Annotated in this window: 14 protein-coding genes; all 14 read right to left on the minus strand. The window is 71.8% G+C overall.

Features of this window, described 5'->3' with window-relative positions; all coding sequences use genetic code 11:
* Positions 1-32: 32 nt before the first annotated feature.
* Positions 33-962 carry a branched-chain amino acid ABC transporter permease gene (locus tag DEFCA_RS0106335; RefSeq protein WP_084318866.1) on the minus strand — a complete coding sequence of 310 codons (930 nt, stop codon included), beginning with the start codon at positions 960-962 and terminating at the stop codon, positions 33-35.
* Positions 959-1825 (minus strand): branched-chain amino acid ABC transporter permease, encoded by an 867-nt coding sequence (locus tag DEFCA_RS0106340; RefSeq protein WP_025322194.1) that lies wholly within the window; start codon positions 1823-1825, stop codon positions 959-961. The genes DEFCA_RS0106335 and DEFCA_RS0106340 overlap by 4 nt, the downstream gene beginning before the upstream one ends.
* Positions 1826-2010: 185 nt before the next feature.
* Entirely contained in the window at positions 2011-2715 is a 705-nt protein-coding gene (locus DEFCA_RS0106345) for an ABC transporter ATP-binding protein (RefSeq protein WP_025322195.1), read from the minus strand.
* Positions 2709-3497 (minus strand): ABC transporter ATP-binding protein, encoded by a 789-nt coding sequence (locus DEFCA_RS0106350; RefSeq protein ID WP_029733679.1) that lies wholly within the window; start codon positions 3495-3497, stop codon positions 2709-2711. Before DEFCA_RS0106350 ends, DEFCA_RS0106345 begins: the two co-directional genes overlap by 7 nt.
* A gap of 15 nt (positions 3498-3512) precedes the next feature.
* On the minus strand, positions 3513-5126 hold the full coding sequence (locus DEFCA_RS0106355; RefSeq protein WP_029733680.1) for a hydantoinase B/oxoprolinase family protein: 1614 nt from the start codon (positions 5124-5126) through the stop codon (positions 3513-3515).
* On the minus strand, positions 5123-6511 hold the full coding sequence (locus DEFCA_RS0106360; protein ID WP_025322196.1) for a phenylacetate--CoA ligase family protein: 1389 nt from the start codon (positions 6509-6511) through the stop codon (positions 5123-5125). Before DEFCA_RS0106360 ends, DEFCA_RS0106355 begins: the two co-directional genes overlap by 4 nt.
* Positions 6508-6984, minus strand: coding sequence for a V4R domain-containing protein (locus tag DEFCA_RS24055; protein ID WP_025322197.1), 477 nt, complete (start codon positions 6982-6984; stop codon positions 6508-6510). The genes DEFCA_RS0106360 and DEFCA_RS24055 overlap by 4 nt, the downstream gene beginning before the upstream one ends.
* 131 nt (positions 6985-7115) lie before the next feature.
* Positions 7116-8213, minus strand: coding sequence for a 4Fe-4S dicluster domain-containing protein (locus DEFCA_RS0106370; RefSeq protein ID WP_025322198.1), 1098 nt, complete (start codon positions 8211-8213; stop codon positions 7116-7118).
* Between the two features lie 117 nt (positions 8214-8330).
* On the minus strand, positions 8331-9164 hold the full coding sequence (gene yqeC / locus DEFCA_RS0106375) for a selenium cofactor biosynthesis protein YqeC (RefSeq protein WP_025322199.1): 834 nt from the start codon (positions 9162-9164) through the stop codon (positions 8331-8333).
* The gene (locus tag DEFCA_RS20410) at positions 9161-9760 is read right to left on the minus strand and encodes a class I SAM-dependent methyltransferase (protein ID WP_025322200.1); all 600 of its coding nucleotides are present in this window, start codon (positions 9758-9760) and stop codon (positions 9161-9163) included. Before DEFCA_RS20410 ends, yqeC begins: the two co-directional genes overlap by 4 nt.
* Positions 9761-9767: 7 nt before the next feature.
* Entirely contained in the window at positions 9768-10580 is an 813-nt protein-coding gene (gene yqeB / locus DEFCA_RS0106385) for a selenium-dependent molybdenum cofactor biosynthesis protein YqeB (RefSeq protein ID WP_025322201.1), read from the minus strand.
* 19 nt (positions 10581-10599) lie between these two features.
* Positions 10600-11508 (minus strand): nucleotidyltransferase family protein, encoded by a 909-nt coding sequence (locus DEFCA_RS0106390; protein ID WP_342672957.1) that lies wholly within the window; start codon positions 11506-11508, stop codon positions 10600-10602.
* Between the two features lie 57 nt (positions 11509-11565).
* Positions 11566-13908 (minus strand): xanthine dehydrogenase family protein molybdopterin-binding subunit, encoded by a 2343-nt coding sequence (locus tag DEFCA_RS0106395; RefSeq protein WP_025322203.1) that lies wholly within the window; start codon positions 13906-13908, stop codon positions 11566-11568.
* On the minus strand, positions 13905-14381 hold the full coding sequence (locus DEFCA_RS0106400) for a (2Fe-2S)-binding protein (RefSeq protein ID WP_025322204.1): 477 nt from the start codon (positions 14379-14381) through the stop codon (positions 13905-13907). The genes DEFCA_RS0106395 and DEFCA_RS0106400 overlap by 4 nt, the downstream gene beginning before the upstream one ends.
* Positions 14382-14482: the final 101 nt, after the last annotated feature.

Below are 14482 nucleotides of genomic sequence, written 5' to 3' on the forward strand. Positions count from 1 at the left end.
CTCCTTTTTTCCCCGCCCGCTTGGTTGAGGGTTCAGCCCCGGAACCGCTCCAGGGCCGCTTTCCACGCCGCGCTGACTCCTCCCGGCATCAAGATCATGCAGACCACCACGGCGAGCCCGAAGATCAGGGCCTTGAAGTCCTGGAGCACCGCCAGGTACTGGTTGAGCACGGTCAGCAGGGCGGCCCCCACGATCGAACCGCCGATGCTCCCCATGCCCCCCAGGATCACCATGGCCACGAAGTCGATCGATAGCTCGATGGAGAACGCGTCGGGCGAGATGTACGAGACCACGTAGGCGAACAGCCCGCCCGCCACCCCCGTGTAGAACGCGCTGAGGGCGAAGGCCAGGGTCCGGTAGGCGGCCGTGGAGATGCCCAGCGTCTCGGTCGCCACGTCGCTCTCGCGCAGCGCCAGGAACGCCCGCCCCACCTTGGACCCCGCCAGGTTCTGGGCGGTCCACACGGCCAGCACCGCCGTCCCCAGAACCAGCCAGAACTTCTGGGTGTCCGAGTCCAGGGGAAAGCCGAACAGCGAGGGCGCCAGCACGTACATGCCGTCGGCCCCGCCGGTCCAGACGTCCATCTGGAGGATCGCCTCGGTCACCACCACCCCGAACGCCAGGGTGGCCATGGCGATGTAGAACCCGGCCAGCCGAAGCGCCGGCAACCCGATCGCCACCCCCAACAGGGCGGCCGCCGCGCCCGCCGCGATCAGGGCGCCCACCGCCCCGACCTGGGGTGCGTGCGTGCCCACCAGGGCCGCCACGTAGGCCCCCACCGCCAGGAACCCGGCGTGGCCGGCGCTGATCTGGCCCGTGAACCCCATGAGCAGGTTGAGCCCCACGGCCACGATCACGTAGACCAGGAGCAGGTTCACCACGAACAGCCCCAGGCTCGCCTTCACCACCCAGAGCACGGCCGCGGCCCCGGCCCACATCGCGATTCTTCGGACCGTCCTCATACCTTCCGGACCTCCCGCTCCCCCAACAGGCCCTGGGGCCGGGCCACCAGCACGGCCAGCACCACCAGGAACGGCACCATGTTCTTGATCTGGGCGGCCAGATACCCGCCGGCCAGGTTCTCGATCACCCCCAGAGCCATGCCGCCGGCGATGGCCCCTGGAAACGATCCCCAGCCCCCCAGGATGGCCGCGGCAAACGCCGGGATCACCACGGCGCCCATGTGGGTCGAGAGGTTCAGCACCGGTGCGATCAGGGCCCCGGCCAGGGCGCTCAGCCCCGCCGACAGGATCCAGGCGAACGCGTACACCCGCCGCACCTCCACCCCCATGAGCTGGGCCGCCTCCGGGTTCTCGCACACCGCCCGCATGGCCACGCCGTGGCGAGTGTATCGGAAGAACGCGAACAGCCCCACCATGATCCCCAGGGCCACGGCGATGGTGCCCAGGTTGAGCGGCGTGACCACCACCGAGCCCAGCCGCACCCCTCGGGGCGAGAACAGCGGCGGGAACGGGAACTCGTCGTGGGACCACACCATGCCCGCCAGGCTCTTGAGCACGATGCTGAGCCCCAGGGTGATGATGAACACGTTGACGTGGGGCTGGCCCTCCGCGGGTCGGATCACGGCCAGCTCGCACACCCACCCCACCGCCCCACCCAGCACCGCCCCGCCCAGCACCGCGGCCCACACCGGCAGCTGAAGGTGCACGTGGAGGGTGAACCCCAGGAACGCCCCCACCATGGCCAGCTCACCCTGGGCGAAGTTCACGTGCTCCGTGGCCCGGTAGATCAGAGTGAGGCCCAGGGCCACCAGGGCGTACACGCACCCCGTGGCCAGCCCGCTCACGACCAGCTGCCAGAACATGGCGGCTAGGCCGCTAGGCGGCTAGGCCGCCGGGCAGCGCGGCGGCTGGGCGGCTGGGCCGCCCGCGGAACCGTGACGAGGGGGGGGATACCTACGGTTTGCAAGGGTCTCATTCTCTCTCCGGCCTCCTGGTCACTTCGGTCGTCGGTCAACGGTCGTCGGTCGGGGCCTTCGGCCCGTCCCCCTCACCCCCCCAGGTACGCCGCGCGCACGCTGGGGTCCTCCATGAGCTCCCGGGCGGCGCCCTCGCGCACCACCCTTCCGGTCTCCAGCACGTAGGCCCGAGCGGCCACCGACAGGGCCATGCGGGCGTTCTGCTCCACCAGGAGCACGGTGGTTCCTTCCTGGTGGATCTTGCCGATCACCTCGAAGATCTCCCGCACCAACAGCGGTGCGAGCCCCAGGCTGGGCTCGTCCAGGAGGAGCAGCCGGGGCCGGGCCATGAGAGCCCGGCCGATGGCCAGCATCTGCTGCTCGCCCCCGGACAGCGTGCCGGCCCGCTGGCGCAGCCGCTCGGCCAGCACCGGAAACAGCGACAGCACCCACTCCCGGTCCGACCGGACCCCTGCCGGGTCCCGGCGGGCATAGGCGCCCATGACTAGGTTCTCGTCCACGGTGAGGTGACCGAAGATCTGGCGGCCCTCCGGCACCAGGCCCACTCCCCGGCGCACGATCCGGGCGGGCCGCTGACCGTCGAGCTCCTGGCCGTCGAACACCACCGAGCCGTTCCACGGCTTGAGGAACCCCATCACCGTGCGCATGATCGTGGTCTTGCCCGCGCCGTTCGCGCCCAGCAGGGCCACCACCTCGCCCCTGGGCACCTCCAGGCTCACCTCCCGGAGCACCGGGGTCTTCCCGTACCCGACCGTGACCTCCCGCAGGCTCAACACGGCTCTTCTCCCAGGTACGCCTCGACCACCCGGGGGTTCGAGCGCACCTCGTCCGGCCGACCCTGGGCCAGGATGCTGCCGTAGTTGAGCACGCACACCCGGTCGGACAGCCCCATCACGAACCGCATGTTGTGCTCCACCAGGACGACCGTGATGCCGCGCTCGTCTCGGATGCGGCGAACCGTCTCCATCAGGTCCTCGGTCTCTGCGTCGTTCAGCCCGGCCGCGGGCTCGTCCAGGAGCAGGAGCACCGGGTCCGTGGCCAGGGCCCGGGCCACCTCGACCTTCTTCTGGACCCCGTAGGGCAGGTCGTCCACGGCCACGTCCGCGAACTCCGCCACCCCCAGGAACCCCAGCAGGTCCCGGGCCCGGCCCATGCCCCGGGCCTCGCGCCGCCGCACGCCCGGGTCGCCCCAGAGGGCCCGGAAGAACCCGTACCCCAGGTGCCGATGCCCTCCCACCAGCACGTTCTCCGCTGCCGTGAGGCCCTTGAACAGCTCCAGGTTCTGGAAGCTCCGGGCCATGCCCATGCGGCCCACCCGGTTGGGCCGCATCCGGTCCACCCGCACCCCCCGGAAGTACACCTGCCCCTGGGTGGGCCGGTACAGGCCGGTGATCACGTTGAACAGGGTGGACTTGCCGGCCCCGTTGGGGCCGATCACGGCGAAGATCTCGCCCGGCTCCACCACGAATGAACAGTCGTTTAGCGCGCGGAGCCCGTCGAAATCCATGGTCACGTGCTCCACGCGCAAGATCGGCGTGCTTTCGCTCTGTTCTCTCATCGTCTCATTCAAACACTATTTGTCTTCATTGGCAACCGAACCGAACCCTCCGCCGCCCCCGGCCACCTGGCACAGCACCGTGCCCTCGGGCAGCCCTTCGAGCAGATCCAGGGAGCGCGGCCGAAGCCGCCGGCCGTCGGGCAGGTCCAGGAACAGGTGGTTCCGGGACCCCGGCTGCCCCCCGGCCAGGCCGAACGCCCGGGTCTCCTCGGCCAGGCCGTCGCCGAACACCACCACCCGGTCCACCGGCGCGCCGAACCGGATGCGGGTCACCACCCCCCGGCCGCCCCGCCAGCGGCCCCGGCCGGCCGTTCCCGGCGCGTACTCGTGCCGCTCCAGGCGGTGGGGCACGGCCCTCTCGAACATCTCCGGGTCCTGGGCCAGGATGCCGCCGGCACAGTTGATCAGCCCGATGTGGTCGTACCCGTCGCACCCCTCCATGGCCCCGCTCCCGCCCTTGAGGGCGTTGAACAGGATGTCCACGTAGGGCGCGCCGCCGCTGCGGGGATCCCGGCCGGCGAGCACCACGGCCAGCATCCGGTTCCACCCGGCCGTGACCCGGTCGGGCCTCGCCTGGAAGAACGCCTTGAACAGGGCGTCGGCGTGGGCGCCGGTCAGGGTGTTCCCGAACCCGGTGGCGGCCGGGGCCCGGGCCGCGAGGATCGTCCCCTCGGGCAGCCGGATCCGCAGGGGCCGGAGCATGCCCTCGTTGTGGGGGATGTCGGGCGCCAGGATCATGAGGAGCGTGAGCACCGCCGCGGACAGCGAGGCCGAGGCCGGGGCGTTGAGGAACCCCTCGGTCTGGGCCGAGGTGCCGTCGTACCGGATGAGCACCTCTCCGTCCCCCACCTCCACCTGGCACCGGATCCACAGGAGGTGCCCCCGTTCCTCGGCACCGGCTCCCACCGGCGCCTCCCCCTCGTACCGGCCCGGCGGGAACTCCCGGATCGCGGCCCGCATCCGGCGCTCGGTGGCGTCCATCAGAGCTTCCACGGTCTCCAGGTACGCCGGCAGGCCCATGCGGTCCACGATCCGGCGCATCCCCCTCTCGCCCACCACGCACGCCCCCATGGCCGCCTCCAGATCCTCGGCCACCACGGGATACCGGATGTTGGCCAGGATCAGGTCCCACACGTCCCGGAGCCTCCGGCCCCGGCGCACCACCCGCACCGGCGGGATCCGCAGCCCCTCCTGCCACACCTCGGTGGCCCGGGGGTTGTACCCGCCCCCCACCGCGCCGCCGATGTCGGCCTGGTGGCCCTTGACCGCGGCCCAGGCCACCAGGCGGTTCCCGACGAACACCGGCCGGAACACGCACACATCGGCGAGCTGGTTGCCGCCCCGGAATACGTCGTTGTGGAGGAACACGTCCCCCGGGCCCACGTCGTCCCCAAAGGTCTCGATCAGGTCCTGGAGAGCCGGCTGCACCGCGAACGCGAGCACCGGGATGTACTCGGTCTGCTCCAACATCCGGCCCCGGGCGTCGTACAGGCCGGTCACGAAATCCCGGGCCTCGGCCAGGATCGGGGACCGGGCCGTGTGCAGCAGCGCCAGACCCATCTCCCGGGTCAGGCTCTTGAGCCGGTGCCGGAGGATGGCCACCTCCGCGGCCGGGGACGCGGGGCTCATCCCCCCTCCTCCACCTCGACCCACCGGGCCTTGTGGGTGGGCCGGGGCAGCGTGCCCGGGTCCACCCACTCCACCGCCGGCCGGACCCGCAGCCGGTCCCGCATGGCGGACACCAGCTCGGCCTCCAGCCGGGCCAGGGCCTCCCCCTCCACCCCGCTTCCCCGCTCCACCCGGAGCCGCAGGGGCGGCTCCACCCGGGGGCCGGGCCGGGGCATCACGATGCGGAAGTGGCCCGTGACCCGGGGCACGAACTCCTCCAAGAGCGCCCGCACCGCGCCGGGGAACAGGTTCACGCCCTTGACGATCAGCATGTCGTCGGCCCGGCCCACGATGCTCAGTCTGAGGCCCGGCAGCCCGCACCCGCACGGGCCCGTCCACACCCGAACCACGTCGCCGAAGCTCGCCCGCACGAAGGGGGTGCCCTCCCACGCCAGGAACGTCACCACCAGCTCCCCCTCGGCCCCGTCACCCACCGCCACGGGCCGGCCGGTCCCGGGCTCCACCAGCTCCAGCACGCAGTGGTCGGCCGAGACGAAGTGCATGCCCGCGTGCTCGGGGCAGGTGATGGCGTGGAACGCGTGCCCGCCCCCGGTGTGGTCGAACACCCGGGCGCCGAACCCCTGCTCCAGCCGGCTGCGGATCGCCGGGTCCGACCCGCCCGGCTCGCCCGCCGCAAAGAACCACCGGATACCCAGATCCCGGAGGTCGCATCCCAGCACGGCCGGGCACCGCTCCACCAGGTGCAGCCCGAAGCTGGGGGTGGCCACGATGGCCTGGGGCCGCGTGAGCCGGGCGAACTCCAGCACCCGCCGGCTGCCGCCGTCCACGCCCACTGGAACCACGGCCGCGCCCAGGTGCATGATGCCCTGGGACAGGGGCAGCCCGCCGGTGAACATGGAGAGGCTCAGGGCCTGGAGCATCACGTGGCCCGGCCGTAGCCCTGCGCGCCAGCACTTGCGGGCGTGCATCTCGTTGACCACGGCCACGTCGTGGGCCGTGAGCAGGTACAGCGTGGGGGTTCCGGTGGTGCCGGAGGTGGCGTTCACCCGGACCACCCGGTCCCGGGGCGCGCAGCAGATGCCGCCGAACGGGTCGCCCCGCTCGGCCAGGCTCTCGGCCTGGGCCCGGCGCAGGTCGTCCTTGGTCAGGATCGGCAGGCGGGTGAAGGCGTCCCACGAGTCCACGTCCTCCGGCCTCGCCCCGGCCTCGTCGAACCAACGGCGGTAGAAGGCGGAGCTTTGGTACACGTACACCAACTGCCGCTGCAGCCGCTCCCACTGCAGCCGGCGCATCCGGTCCGTCGGCAGGGCCTCCACCCCGGGGTTCCAAAGCGCCTCCCCGGGGTCGGGTCGCCCCGTGCGCAGGGTGGAGCGGTCCGCGATCACCCTCTTCTCTCCTCGAACCGGCACGTGTCGGCCCCACAGGCCACGCATCCGGTCTCGTCGAACGCGACCGTAGGGCCGAACACCTCTTCCCAGATCCCCTCGAGCACCCCCCTCACCAGGTGGCAGACGGGTCCGGCGGCCCGCCCCGCGGCCTCGGCGAACGGGGAGCCGGCCAGCCGGACCTCGGCCCCCCCCGGGCCCCACACCACGCGGAACCGGCCCCACCCGATGAGCGCCCCAAACGCCAGAATCTCCTCCACCGCCGCCTCTCCCTGCCGTCCCCGGTCCAGCACCGCCCGGGCCGCCAGCCGGCCGCCGGCCCGGCCTCCCTCGACCAGGGCCGCCCGGACCTCGTCGGACGCGGACGAGACCACGGGCCCCAGGGTCTCCGGCCGAATCAAGAGGTACCGGCCGGTGCCGACAAAGAGCGATCCCCGGTCCGGATCCAAGGTGAGAGGAAGCGTTTCGCTCATGGATCGGTTGCCTCTGGAACTTCGGTCGACGGTCTTCGGTCTACGGTCGACGGTCTTGGGCCTTCGGCCCGGTGGGCGGCTAGGCGGCCGGGAGGCTGAAAGGCCTGATCCTAGTTTCTAGTCTCTAGTTTCTAGCCTCTAGCCCGCTGGGCCTGTCGTCCGTCCACCGATACCTGTAACGGGCACACTCCCTGGCACAGGCCGCAGCTCTCGCCCCGCTCCACCCAGAACCGCAGGCAGGCCTCGCCGTCCACGGGCCACTTGAGGGACCCCGGCCGGTTGCACGGGTGGGGAGCCTCCGCCGTGGGCTCGCCCTCGGGGATCGCCCCGACCGGGCAGGCCCGGGCGCAGATGCCGCAGTCGTGGCAGAGCCCGGCCAGGGGCTCCTCCGGCGGCTCCGCAGGCTCCAGAGGCATGTCGGTCAGCACCTTGGCGATCCGCACCGCGGTCCCCCATCCGCGGGCCGCCAGCATGCCGTGGCGACCGGCCGCACCCAGGTCCGCGGCCACGGCCAGGGGCACGGACAGGGCGGTGTCGTTCATGCACGGGATCGCGGTGAACCCCGCGGCCCGCAGGGCCTCGGCCACCGACACGGCGAGCTCGGCCATGCGCGAGTAGCCCAGGTTCGTCTCGATGCTCGCCTCGAACGGCCGCTTCGACACCAGGCGCCGCCGGTCCATGGGCGCCAGGAGCACCACGGCCCGGTTCACGGTCTCGGGAAGGACGAACTCGTCCTGGGTCTCGGCCGGCCCGGCCGCCGGTCGGATCACGATGGGCTTCGTCTCCGGCTCCCCCGGGGCGTAGGGGTTGGTCTGGACCCGGCCGTACACCCACTCCGGCTCCAATGGGGCCACGCCCGCGTCCAGGGCCCCCAACCGTCGGGCCAGCTCGCAGACCCAGCGGGCGTTCTCGGCCGGGTCCTCCACCGGCCAGGGTAGCTCGGCCAGGGGGGAGGGCCTGCCCTGGGGGGTCCACGACAGGAGCCCCCGGTTCTCGCGGCCCTCGCCGTAGGGGCCCACGAGAAAGTTCAGGGTCCGGGCGCCGGAGAGCTCTGCCAGCGCCCTTCGCGCCTCCGGATCGGTGCGCGCCCGGGCCGCGGCCCGCTCCATGTACGCCTCGACCCACGGCCGTCCCAGCCGCCGGGAGAGGCTGTGAAACGCGATCCGGGACCCGTCGAACCGGTCGGGGCCGGGGGATCTTTGCCCTTGCGAAACCATGTTTTCCGCCATGAACCTTTTTCCTCCAGCCGAATCCGACGGACCCCGTCCAGGCACCCGGGCATCGTCGAACGGCGTCTCGCCTCTTCTCCGGGGCAAAAAAAAGAAGGTCGGTCTTCGGTCAACGGTCTACGGTCGAGGCGGCTCCCGAGCCGCCGCCCCCTCGGGGGGCATGGCCTTCTCCCACGCCTCCCAACACGCCTCGGGCCCGGCCAGCCTGGCCACCATCACCCTTTCGAACCGTCCTCCGGCCGCCAGCACGGCCCCGGCGATCCCCCGGGCCGCGGCCCACCGCCGGGGGTCGTCGGCCTGGTTCAGCACCGCCACGGCCCGGGCCCCGGGCGGGCACCCCTTTGCGGCGCCCTCGGGGTGCACGAACAGCCGTGCCAGGGCCTCGGCCGAGATGGGCTCCCCCCCGCCCAGGCCCGTGACGGCGGCGAACCGTTCGGTCCGGAAGGCCACGTCCGGCCCCAGGGGGCGCCCCAGGCAGGATAGCCCCGCCACCGCCACGAACACCGTGGTCTCGGCCGGCACCACCGGCTCCCACGACTCCGGCGCCTTCACGGGTCGGCGGGCCGACCCGTCCCCTTCGAGCACCAGCGCCTCCAGAAAGTCGTCCCGCAGCAACCCGACGGCCCAGGCCGGGTCGATGCCGTCCACCTTGCCCGGGTGGATCCGGGTCCGGCCGAGCACCGGAAACCCGGGGTCGGCCCAATCCCACCGCGCCACCGCCTCCTGCAGGGCCTCCGGGCCCTCCCCCAGGACCAGCCTGCCTCCTCCCTCCGGATCCGGCGGAAAGATCTTGGTGGTGGTGCCGGCCGCCGCCCGGACCCCCTGCTCCCGAAGCTCCCGGACCAGCCGGTACATCAGGGTGGTCTTGCCCCCGCCCCCCACCACGGTGACCAGGTCGCCCCGGCCCACCCCCAGAGCGTCGGCCAGCCGTTGGGGCTTCGTGAACCTCACCCCCGCACCTCGATCCAGAGCCCGCCCCGCTCCACCACCCGGGCCCGGTCCGCCAACCCGGCCTCCCGGACGAGCGTTCTCGCCTCGTCCGCCGAGACCCAACGCTTCCCGAGGCGGGCGTTCAACTCCCTGGACACGTCCGCGATCGGCCGGATCACCTCCTCGGGCGTGTCGGGGCCGTACCCTCCCCCGACCCAACCGAACCCGCCCTCCGCAAGCACCCGCGCGACCTCCGCGAGGAGCCCCGGGGTGAGGAAGAAGAACGCGCCCCGCACCACCACCGCGTCGAACGACCGGTCCTCCAGGGCCAGGGGCTCCAGCGGGCCCACCCGCGCCTCCAGGCGGTCGGCCACGCCCGCCGTTCGAGCCAGGTCGCCGGCCCAGCCGGGCACTGCAGGGGACTCGTCGTACACCACCGCCTCCAGCCCATCGCGCTGCCGCAGGGCCTCCACCGCGATGCCCCCGGCGAACGGCCCCAGGTCCAGCAGCCGCCCCGGCCGGCCGCCGCACCGCCCCAGCAGGTACCGGGCCATGTGCGGGTACACTGGGGCCCACAACCGGTTGATTTCGAGGATGAGCGTTTCGTCCCGGGTCATGGGGAAATCACCGGTTGAACCGCATCAGGATGGCTTCCAAGGCCGAGCCGCCCAGGGCTCGGGCCTTCTCCGAGATGGTGAAGCAGTACCTGCGGTCGCCCCGGGGGTCGATGTCCCCGGCCTTCAAGCCCTTCCACACCCGCAGCCCCGGCCGCAGGAGCCCCCGCACCACCCCGCCGATCCGGGCCCGGACCTCTCGGCCGGCCACCCGGGCCACCACCTGATCCGGCTCCACCGGGTCCCCGATGTCCACCGTGGGCTCGAACACGCCGTCGCACGGGGCCCGGAGCACCCGCTCCGTGGTGTAGCCCAGGGTGGCGCCGGGAACGCCGGTGTTGGGCTGGGCCTCGCCCTCGAAGATCAGGCGGCCCAGGTCGTGGCCGCGGTTCGTCTCGACCACCACGTCCACGTCCTCGCCGGCTCGGAACCCGGGGCCGAACCCGATCACCAGATCGGCCATGTCCCGGTGGGTGCCCAGGTTGCGCTTGGCAATGGTGGCGTCGATCAGCACCTGGGGCTGCCAGGCCTCCAGGCACTCCAGCTCCGGGTCCACCACCACGGGGATCGCCCCCGCATCCAGGACCGCGTCGAACTCCCCGGCCGCCTCCACCCGACGGGCCTCCACCCCCTCCACCTCGGTCCGGCCGTCCCACACGGCCTCGCAGAAGCTGACCTTGCGGCGCACGGCCAACGGCTCGGGCACCTCGGTCAGGGCCACCCGCAGATGGCTCCGGAACAGCCGGTGGGCGATGCCCGAGGCCATCTCCCCGGCGCCCCGAACGAGCACCCGAAGGTCGGTCAGGCTGGAATGAAGGCGCATAGGTAACGTCGGTTGTTGGTTATTGGTTATTGGTTATTGGTCGTTGGTCGTCGGTCTTCGGTCGGGGGGCGCGGGCCCCCTGGCGGATCCGCTCGTACTCCTCCGGGGTGTCCACGTCGGCGATCACCCCGGGGTCCTCCACCGCTACTTCCAGCACCTCCTCGGGGTAGCGGCGGAGGATCGATCGGGCGCCCTCGTCTCCGGCAAGGGCCAGGAGCCCACCCCGGTATCGCCGGAGGTCCAGAAGCACGGGGTGCCCCCTTCGGCCCTCGTGGACCGGAACCACGATGCCTTGGGCGGCATCACGAAACGCCGCCACCAGGCGTCGAACCACCGGGGCCCCAAGGTCTGGGAGATCCCCCAGCGCGATCGCCACCGCCTCCACGCCGCTCCCGAGGGCTTCGACGCCCTTCCGCAGCGACCCGGCCATGCCCTCCGAGAAATCCGGGTTCTCGGCAAAGAGGACCGGGAGCCCCTTCAGGGCCTGCCGCACGGCCTCGGCGTCCCGGCCCACCACCACGACCACGGGTCTCAGGCCCGCCTCCAACAGCGCCCGGGCCGGCCGCCGGACCAGGGGCTCCCCTTCCACCGGCAGGAGGAGCTTGTTGGGGCCTCCCATCCGGGCCGACGCGCCGGCGGCCAGCAGCAGCCCGGCGAGGCTTCCACGTAACTTCGGTCGTTGGTCGTCGGTCGTTGGTCGTCGGTCGGGGGCCTTCGGCCCGCTGGGCGGCCGGGCCACTCCCCCGAACCGCCGCCAAACGCCCGGTGGGGCATGGGGTCTGCTGGAGAGCCGCGTGCGGCTCCTTAGCTCGCCGCGCAGCGCCTCCCACGCTCGTACTGTGAATCCGTTCGTGCCCCACCGAACGGTTATGAAACCGCCGACGGTGCCCCGTGCCTGCGCGGCGAATCGCAATGCCCGGCTTCGCACGCGGCCGGAAGCAGGCCCCGTGCCCCTACGCCGGCAAAGGTTCCGGACCAACGAAAGCTACCCTTCCCGTTGTAGGGCCCCGCAGGGGCCTAATGGGGCTCCCCGTTCTTTGAGCGCCCGAAGCACCCGTTCGGGCTTCAGGGGCAGGCGGTTCAGACGCACGCCCACGGCGTCGTAGATGGCGTTGGCGATGGCCGGGGCCGAGGGCACCAGGCCGGGCTCGCCGATCCCCTTGGCCCCGAACGGGCCGGCCGGGTCCTCGGTCTCCACGATCACCGGCTCCACCTTCACGGCGTCCTTGGCCGTGAGGATCTTGTAGTCGCGGAAGTTGGGGTTTCGGAGCCGGCCCTGCTCGAAGATCATCTCCTCGGACAGGGCGTACCCGATGCCCATCATCACCGCGCCTTGCACCTGGCCCCGCAGGAGCATCGGGTTGATCGCCCGGCCCACGTCGTGGGCCGCCACGTACTTGACGATCTCCACGTGGCCGGTGGCGGTGTCCACCTCCACCTCCACGCCGTGGCAGCCCCAGGCGTAGGTGCACGAGTAATTGCCCTTGAACTCCCCCTCCAGCATGTCGGTGTCGGGCTCGTAAAAGTGGGCCGCCATGAACATGGTGTTGCCGGTCTTGGCGAAGTGGGCCCTCCGGAGCACCTTTGCCAGGGGCAGGTTTTTCGAGGGATCCTCCCGGCACACCACCTGGCCGTTCTCCAGGGCCAGGATCTCGGGCGGGGCCTCCAGCATCTGGCCCGCGAACTCCAGGATCTGGTCGCGCACCATGCGGGCGGCGTTCAACGCCGAGTTGCCCGCGATGAAGGTGGACCGGGACGCGTGCACCCCCACGTCCCAGGGGCACACGTCGGTGTCGCCCACGATCACGTTGACCCGTTCGATCCCCACCCCCAGGGTCTCGGCCACGATCTGCCTGAGCACCGTGTCCAGGCCCTGGCCGATGTCCATGGACCCGCTGAACACGTCCACGTTCCCGAAGTCGTCCACCTTGATCAGGGTGCCGCACCCGTCGGACCGGTAGATCTTGGCCCCGCCGCCCACGTGCATCAGGCAGGCCATGCCCACGCCCCGGCGCTTGGACCCCCTCTGGCCGGCCCGGCCCCGCTTGTTCTCCCAGTCGAGGCGCTTGGCCACCTCCTCGATGCACTCCCGGTGGCCGCAGGTGGTGACCTTGAACCCCTGGGGCGTGACCTCCCCCGGCTCGTTCGCGTTGCGCAGGCGCATCTCCAGGGGGTCCAGCCCGACCTTTTCGGCCAGCTCGTCCAGGTTGCACTCGATGGCGAAGGTGACCTGGGGCGTGCCGTACCCGCGCATGGCCTGGCAGTAGGTGTTGTTCGTGTACACGCAGGTGGCCTCGAACCGAACGTTGGGCACCCGGTACAGGCTGGTGGCCGGCATCATCATCACCGTGGGGGTGGTGGCCCCCCAGGAGGTGTAGGCCCCGTTGTCCAGGACCATGGAGATCTCCCGGAAGGTGAGCCGACCCTCGGCGTCGCACCCCTGCCGCACCCGCACATTGACCGGCTGGCGGGGAGAGGTGGCGAAGAACTCCTCCTCCCGGTCGAACACGATCTTCACCGGCCGTCCGGTGCGGTGGGCGAGCAGGATCGCGATGTACTCGTGGGCATAGGTGTCGAGCTTCGATCCGAACCCGCCGCCGATGGCCGCGTTCACCACCCGCACCCGGCCCCGGAGCCCCATGGCCTTCAAGGCCTCCATGTAGTCGGTCCGGGCCAGGCTGGGGATCTGGGTGTTCGAGTACATGGTCAGGTTGCCGTGGGGATCGAACGAGGCGATGCACCCCGACGTGCCCAGGCAGCAGTGGGTCACCCACCCCACCTCGTACTCGCCCTCGGCCACGAACGCGCTGGCCTCCTCCCCGGCCTTCACGTCGCCCGCCTCCACCCGCCAGGGAAGGCGCAACCGGTTGTCCTTGAGGGGCTTGCCCCGGGGGTCGGTCTCGTGCACCCGGGGCGCGTCGGGCTTCAGGGCCTCGTCCGGGTCGAACACCGCGGGCAGGTCCTCGTACTCCACCCGGATCTTCCGCACCGCCTCCTCGGCCGCCTCGGGCGTGGTGGCGGCCACGGCCGCGATCTCGTCCCGGTACTGACGCACCCGGTCCTTCTTCAGGGCGGTGTTGTCCTTCAGGAACCCGAACCGGATCTCCGGGGTGTTGTAGGCCGTGATCACCGCCTTCACGCCCGGCACCTTCTCCGCCTCGGAGGTGTCGATCGAGACGATCCGCGCGCTCACCCGGTCGCTGTACTTGATCTTGCCGTACAGCATGCCCGGGATCTTCAGGTCGTGGATGTAGACGGTGCGTCCCGTGACCTTCTCGGCGCCGTCCACCTTGGGGACGGCCTTGCCCACCACTGCCGTGGCACTCATCGGCTCAACTCCTCGGCCGCCGCCTGCACGGCCTCGATGATCTGGGCGTACCCGGTGCACCGGCACAGATTCCCGGCCAGGGCGGTGCGGATCTCCTCCTCGCTGGGCAGCGGCACCCGGTCCAGGAGCGCCTTGGCCGACAGCACCATGCCGGGGGTGCAGAACCCGCACTGCACGGCCCCCTTCTCCACGAACGCGCGCTGGATCGGGTGGAGTTCCCCTCCCGGCCCGGCCAGCCCCTCCACGGTGGTCACCTCGGCGCCGTCGGCCTCCACGGCCGGGTACAGGCAGGCGTTCACCGCCCGGCCGTTCACGAGGACCGTGCAGGCCCCGCACTCGCCCGCCCCGCACCCCTCCTTGGCCCCGGTGAGCTCCAACTCCTCCCGGAGCACCCGCAGGAGGTTCCAATGGGGCGCCACCGCCACGATGGCGTCCTCCCCGTTGACCTTGAACCGAATCGTGATGCGTTCCATATCAGAGCTCTCCTTGAGGGACGCTGGGCGGCTAGGCGGCCGGGCGGCTCCCGGGCCGTCGCGTCAAGGCTCCGCGGGGCATGGGGGCTGCTGGAGCGCCG

It is taken from the genome of Deferrisoma camini S3R1, from assembly GCF_000526155.1.
Classification (GTDB): domain Bacteria; phylum Desulfobacterota; class Deferrisomatia; order Deferrisomatales; family Deferrisomataceae; genus Deferrisoma; species Deferrisoma camini.

Coding starts and splice junctions, on each gene's coding strand:
- DEFCA_RS0106335 (WP_084318866.1), bottom strand. CDS start 962: ATGAGGACGGTCCGAAGAATCGCGATGTGGGCCGGGGCCGCGGCCGTG.
- DEFCA_RS0106340 (WP_025322194.1), bottom strand. CDS start 1,825: ATGTTCTGGCAGCTGGTCGTGAGCGGGCTGGCCACGGGGTGCGTGTAC.
- DEFCA_RS0106350 (WP_029733679.1), bottom strand. CDS start 3,497: ATGAGAGAACAGAGCGAAAGCACGCCGATCTTGCGCGTGGAGCACGTG.
- DEFCA_RS0106355 (WP_029733680.1), bottom strand. CDS start 5,126: ATGAGCCCCGCGTCCCCGGCCGCGGAGGTGGCCATCCTCCGGCACCGG.
- DEFCA_RS24055 (WP_025322197.1), bottom strand. CDS start 6,984: ATGAGCGAAACGCTTCCTCTCACCTTGGATCCGGACCGGGGATCGCTC.
- DEFCA_RS0106370 (WP_025322198.1), bottom strand. CDS start 8,213: ATGGCGGAAAACATGGTTTCGCAAGGGCAAAGATCCCCCGGCCCCGAC.
- DEFCA_RS20410 (WP_025322200.1), bottom strand. CDS start 9,760: ATGACCCGGGACGAAACGCTCATCCTCGAAATCAACCGGTTGTGGGCC.
- yqeB (WP_025322201.1), bottom strand. CDS start 10,580: ATGCGCCTTCATTCCAGCCTGACCGACCTTCGGGTGCTCGTTCGGGGC.
- DEFCA_RS0106395 (WP_025322203.1), bottom strand. CDS start 13,908: ATGAGTGCCACGGCAGTGGTGGGCAAGGCCGTCCCCAAGGTGGACGGC.
- DEFCA_RS0106400 (WP_025322204.1), bottom strand. CDS start 14,381: ATGGAACGCATCACGATTCGGTTCAAGGTCAACGGGGAGGACGCCATC.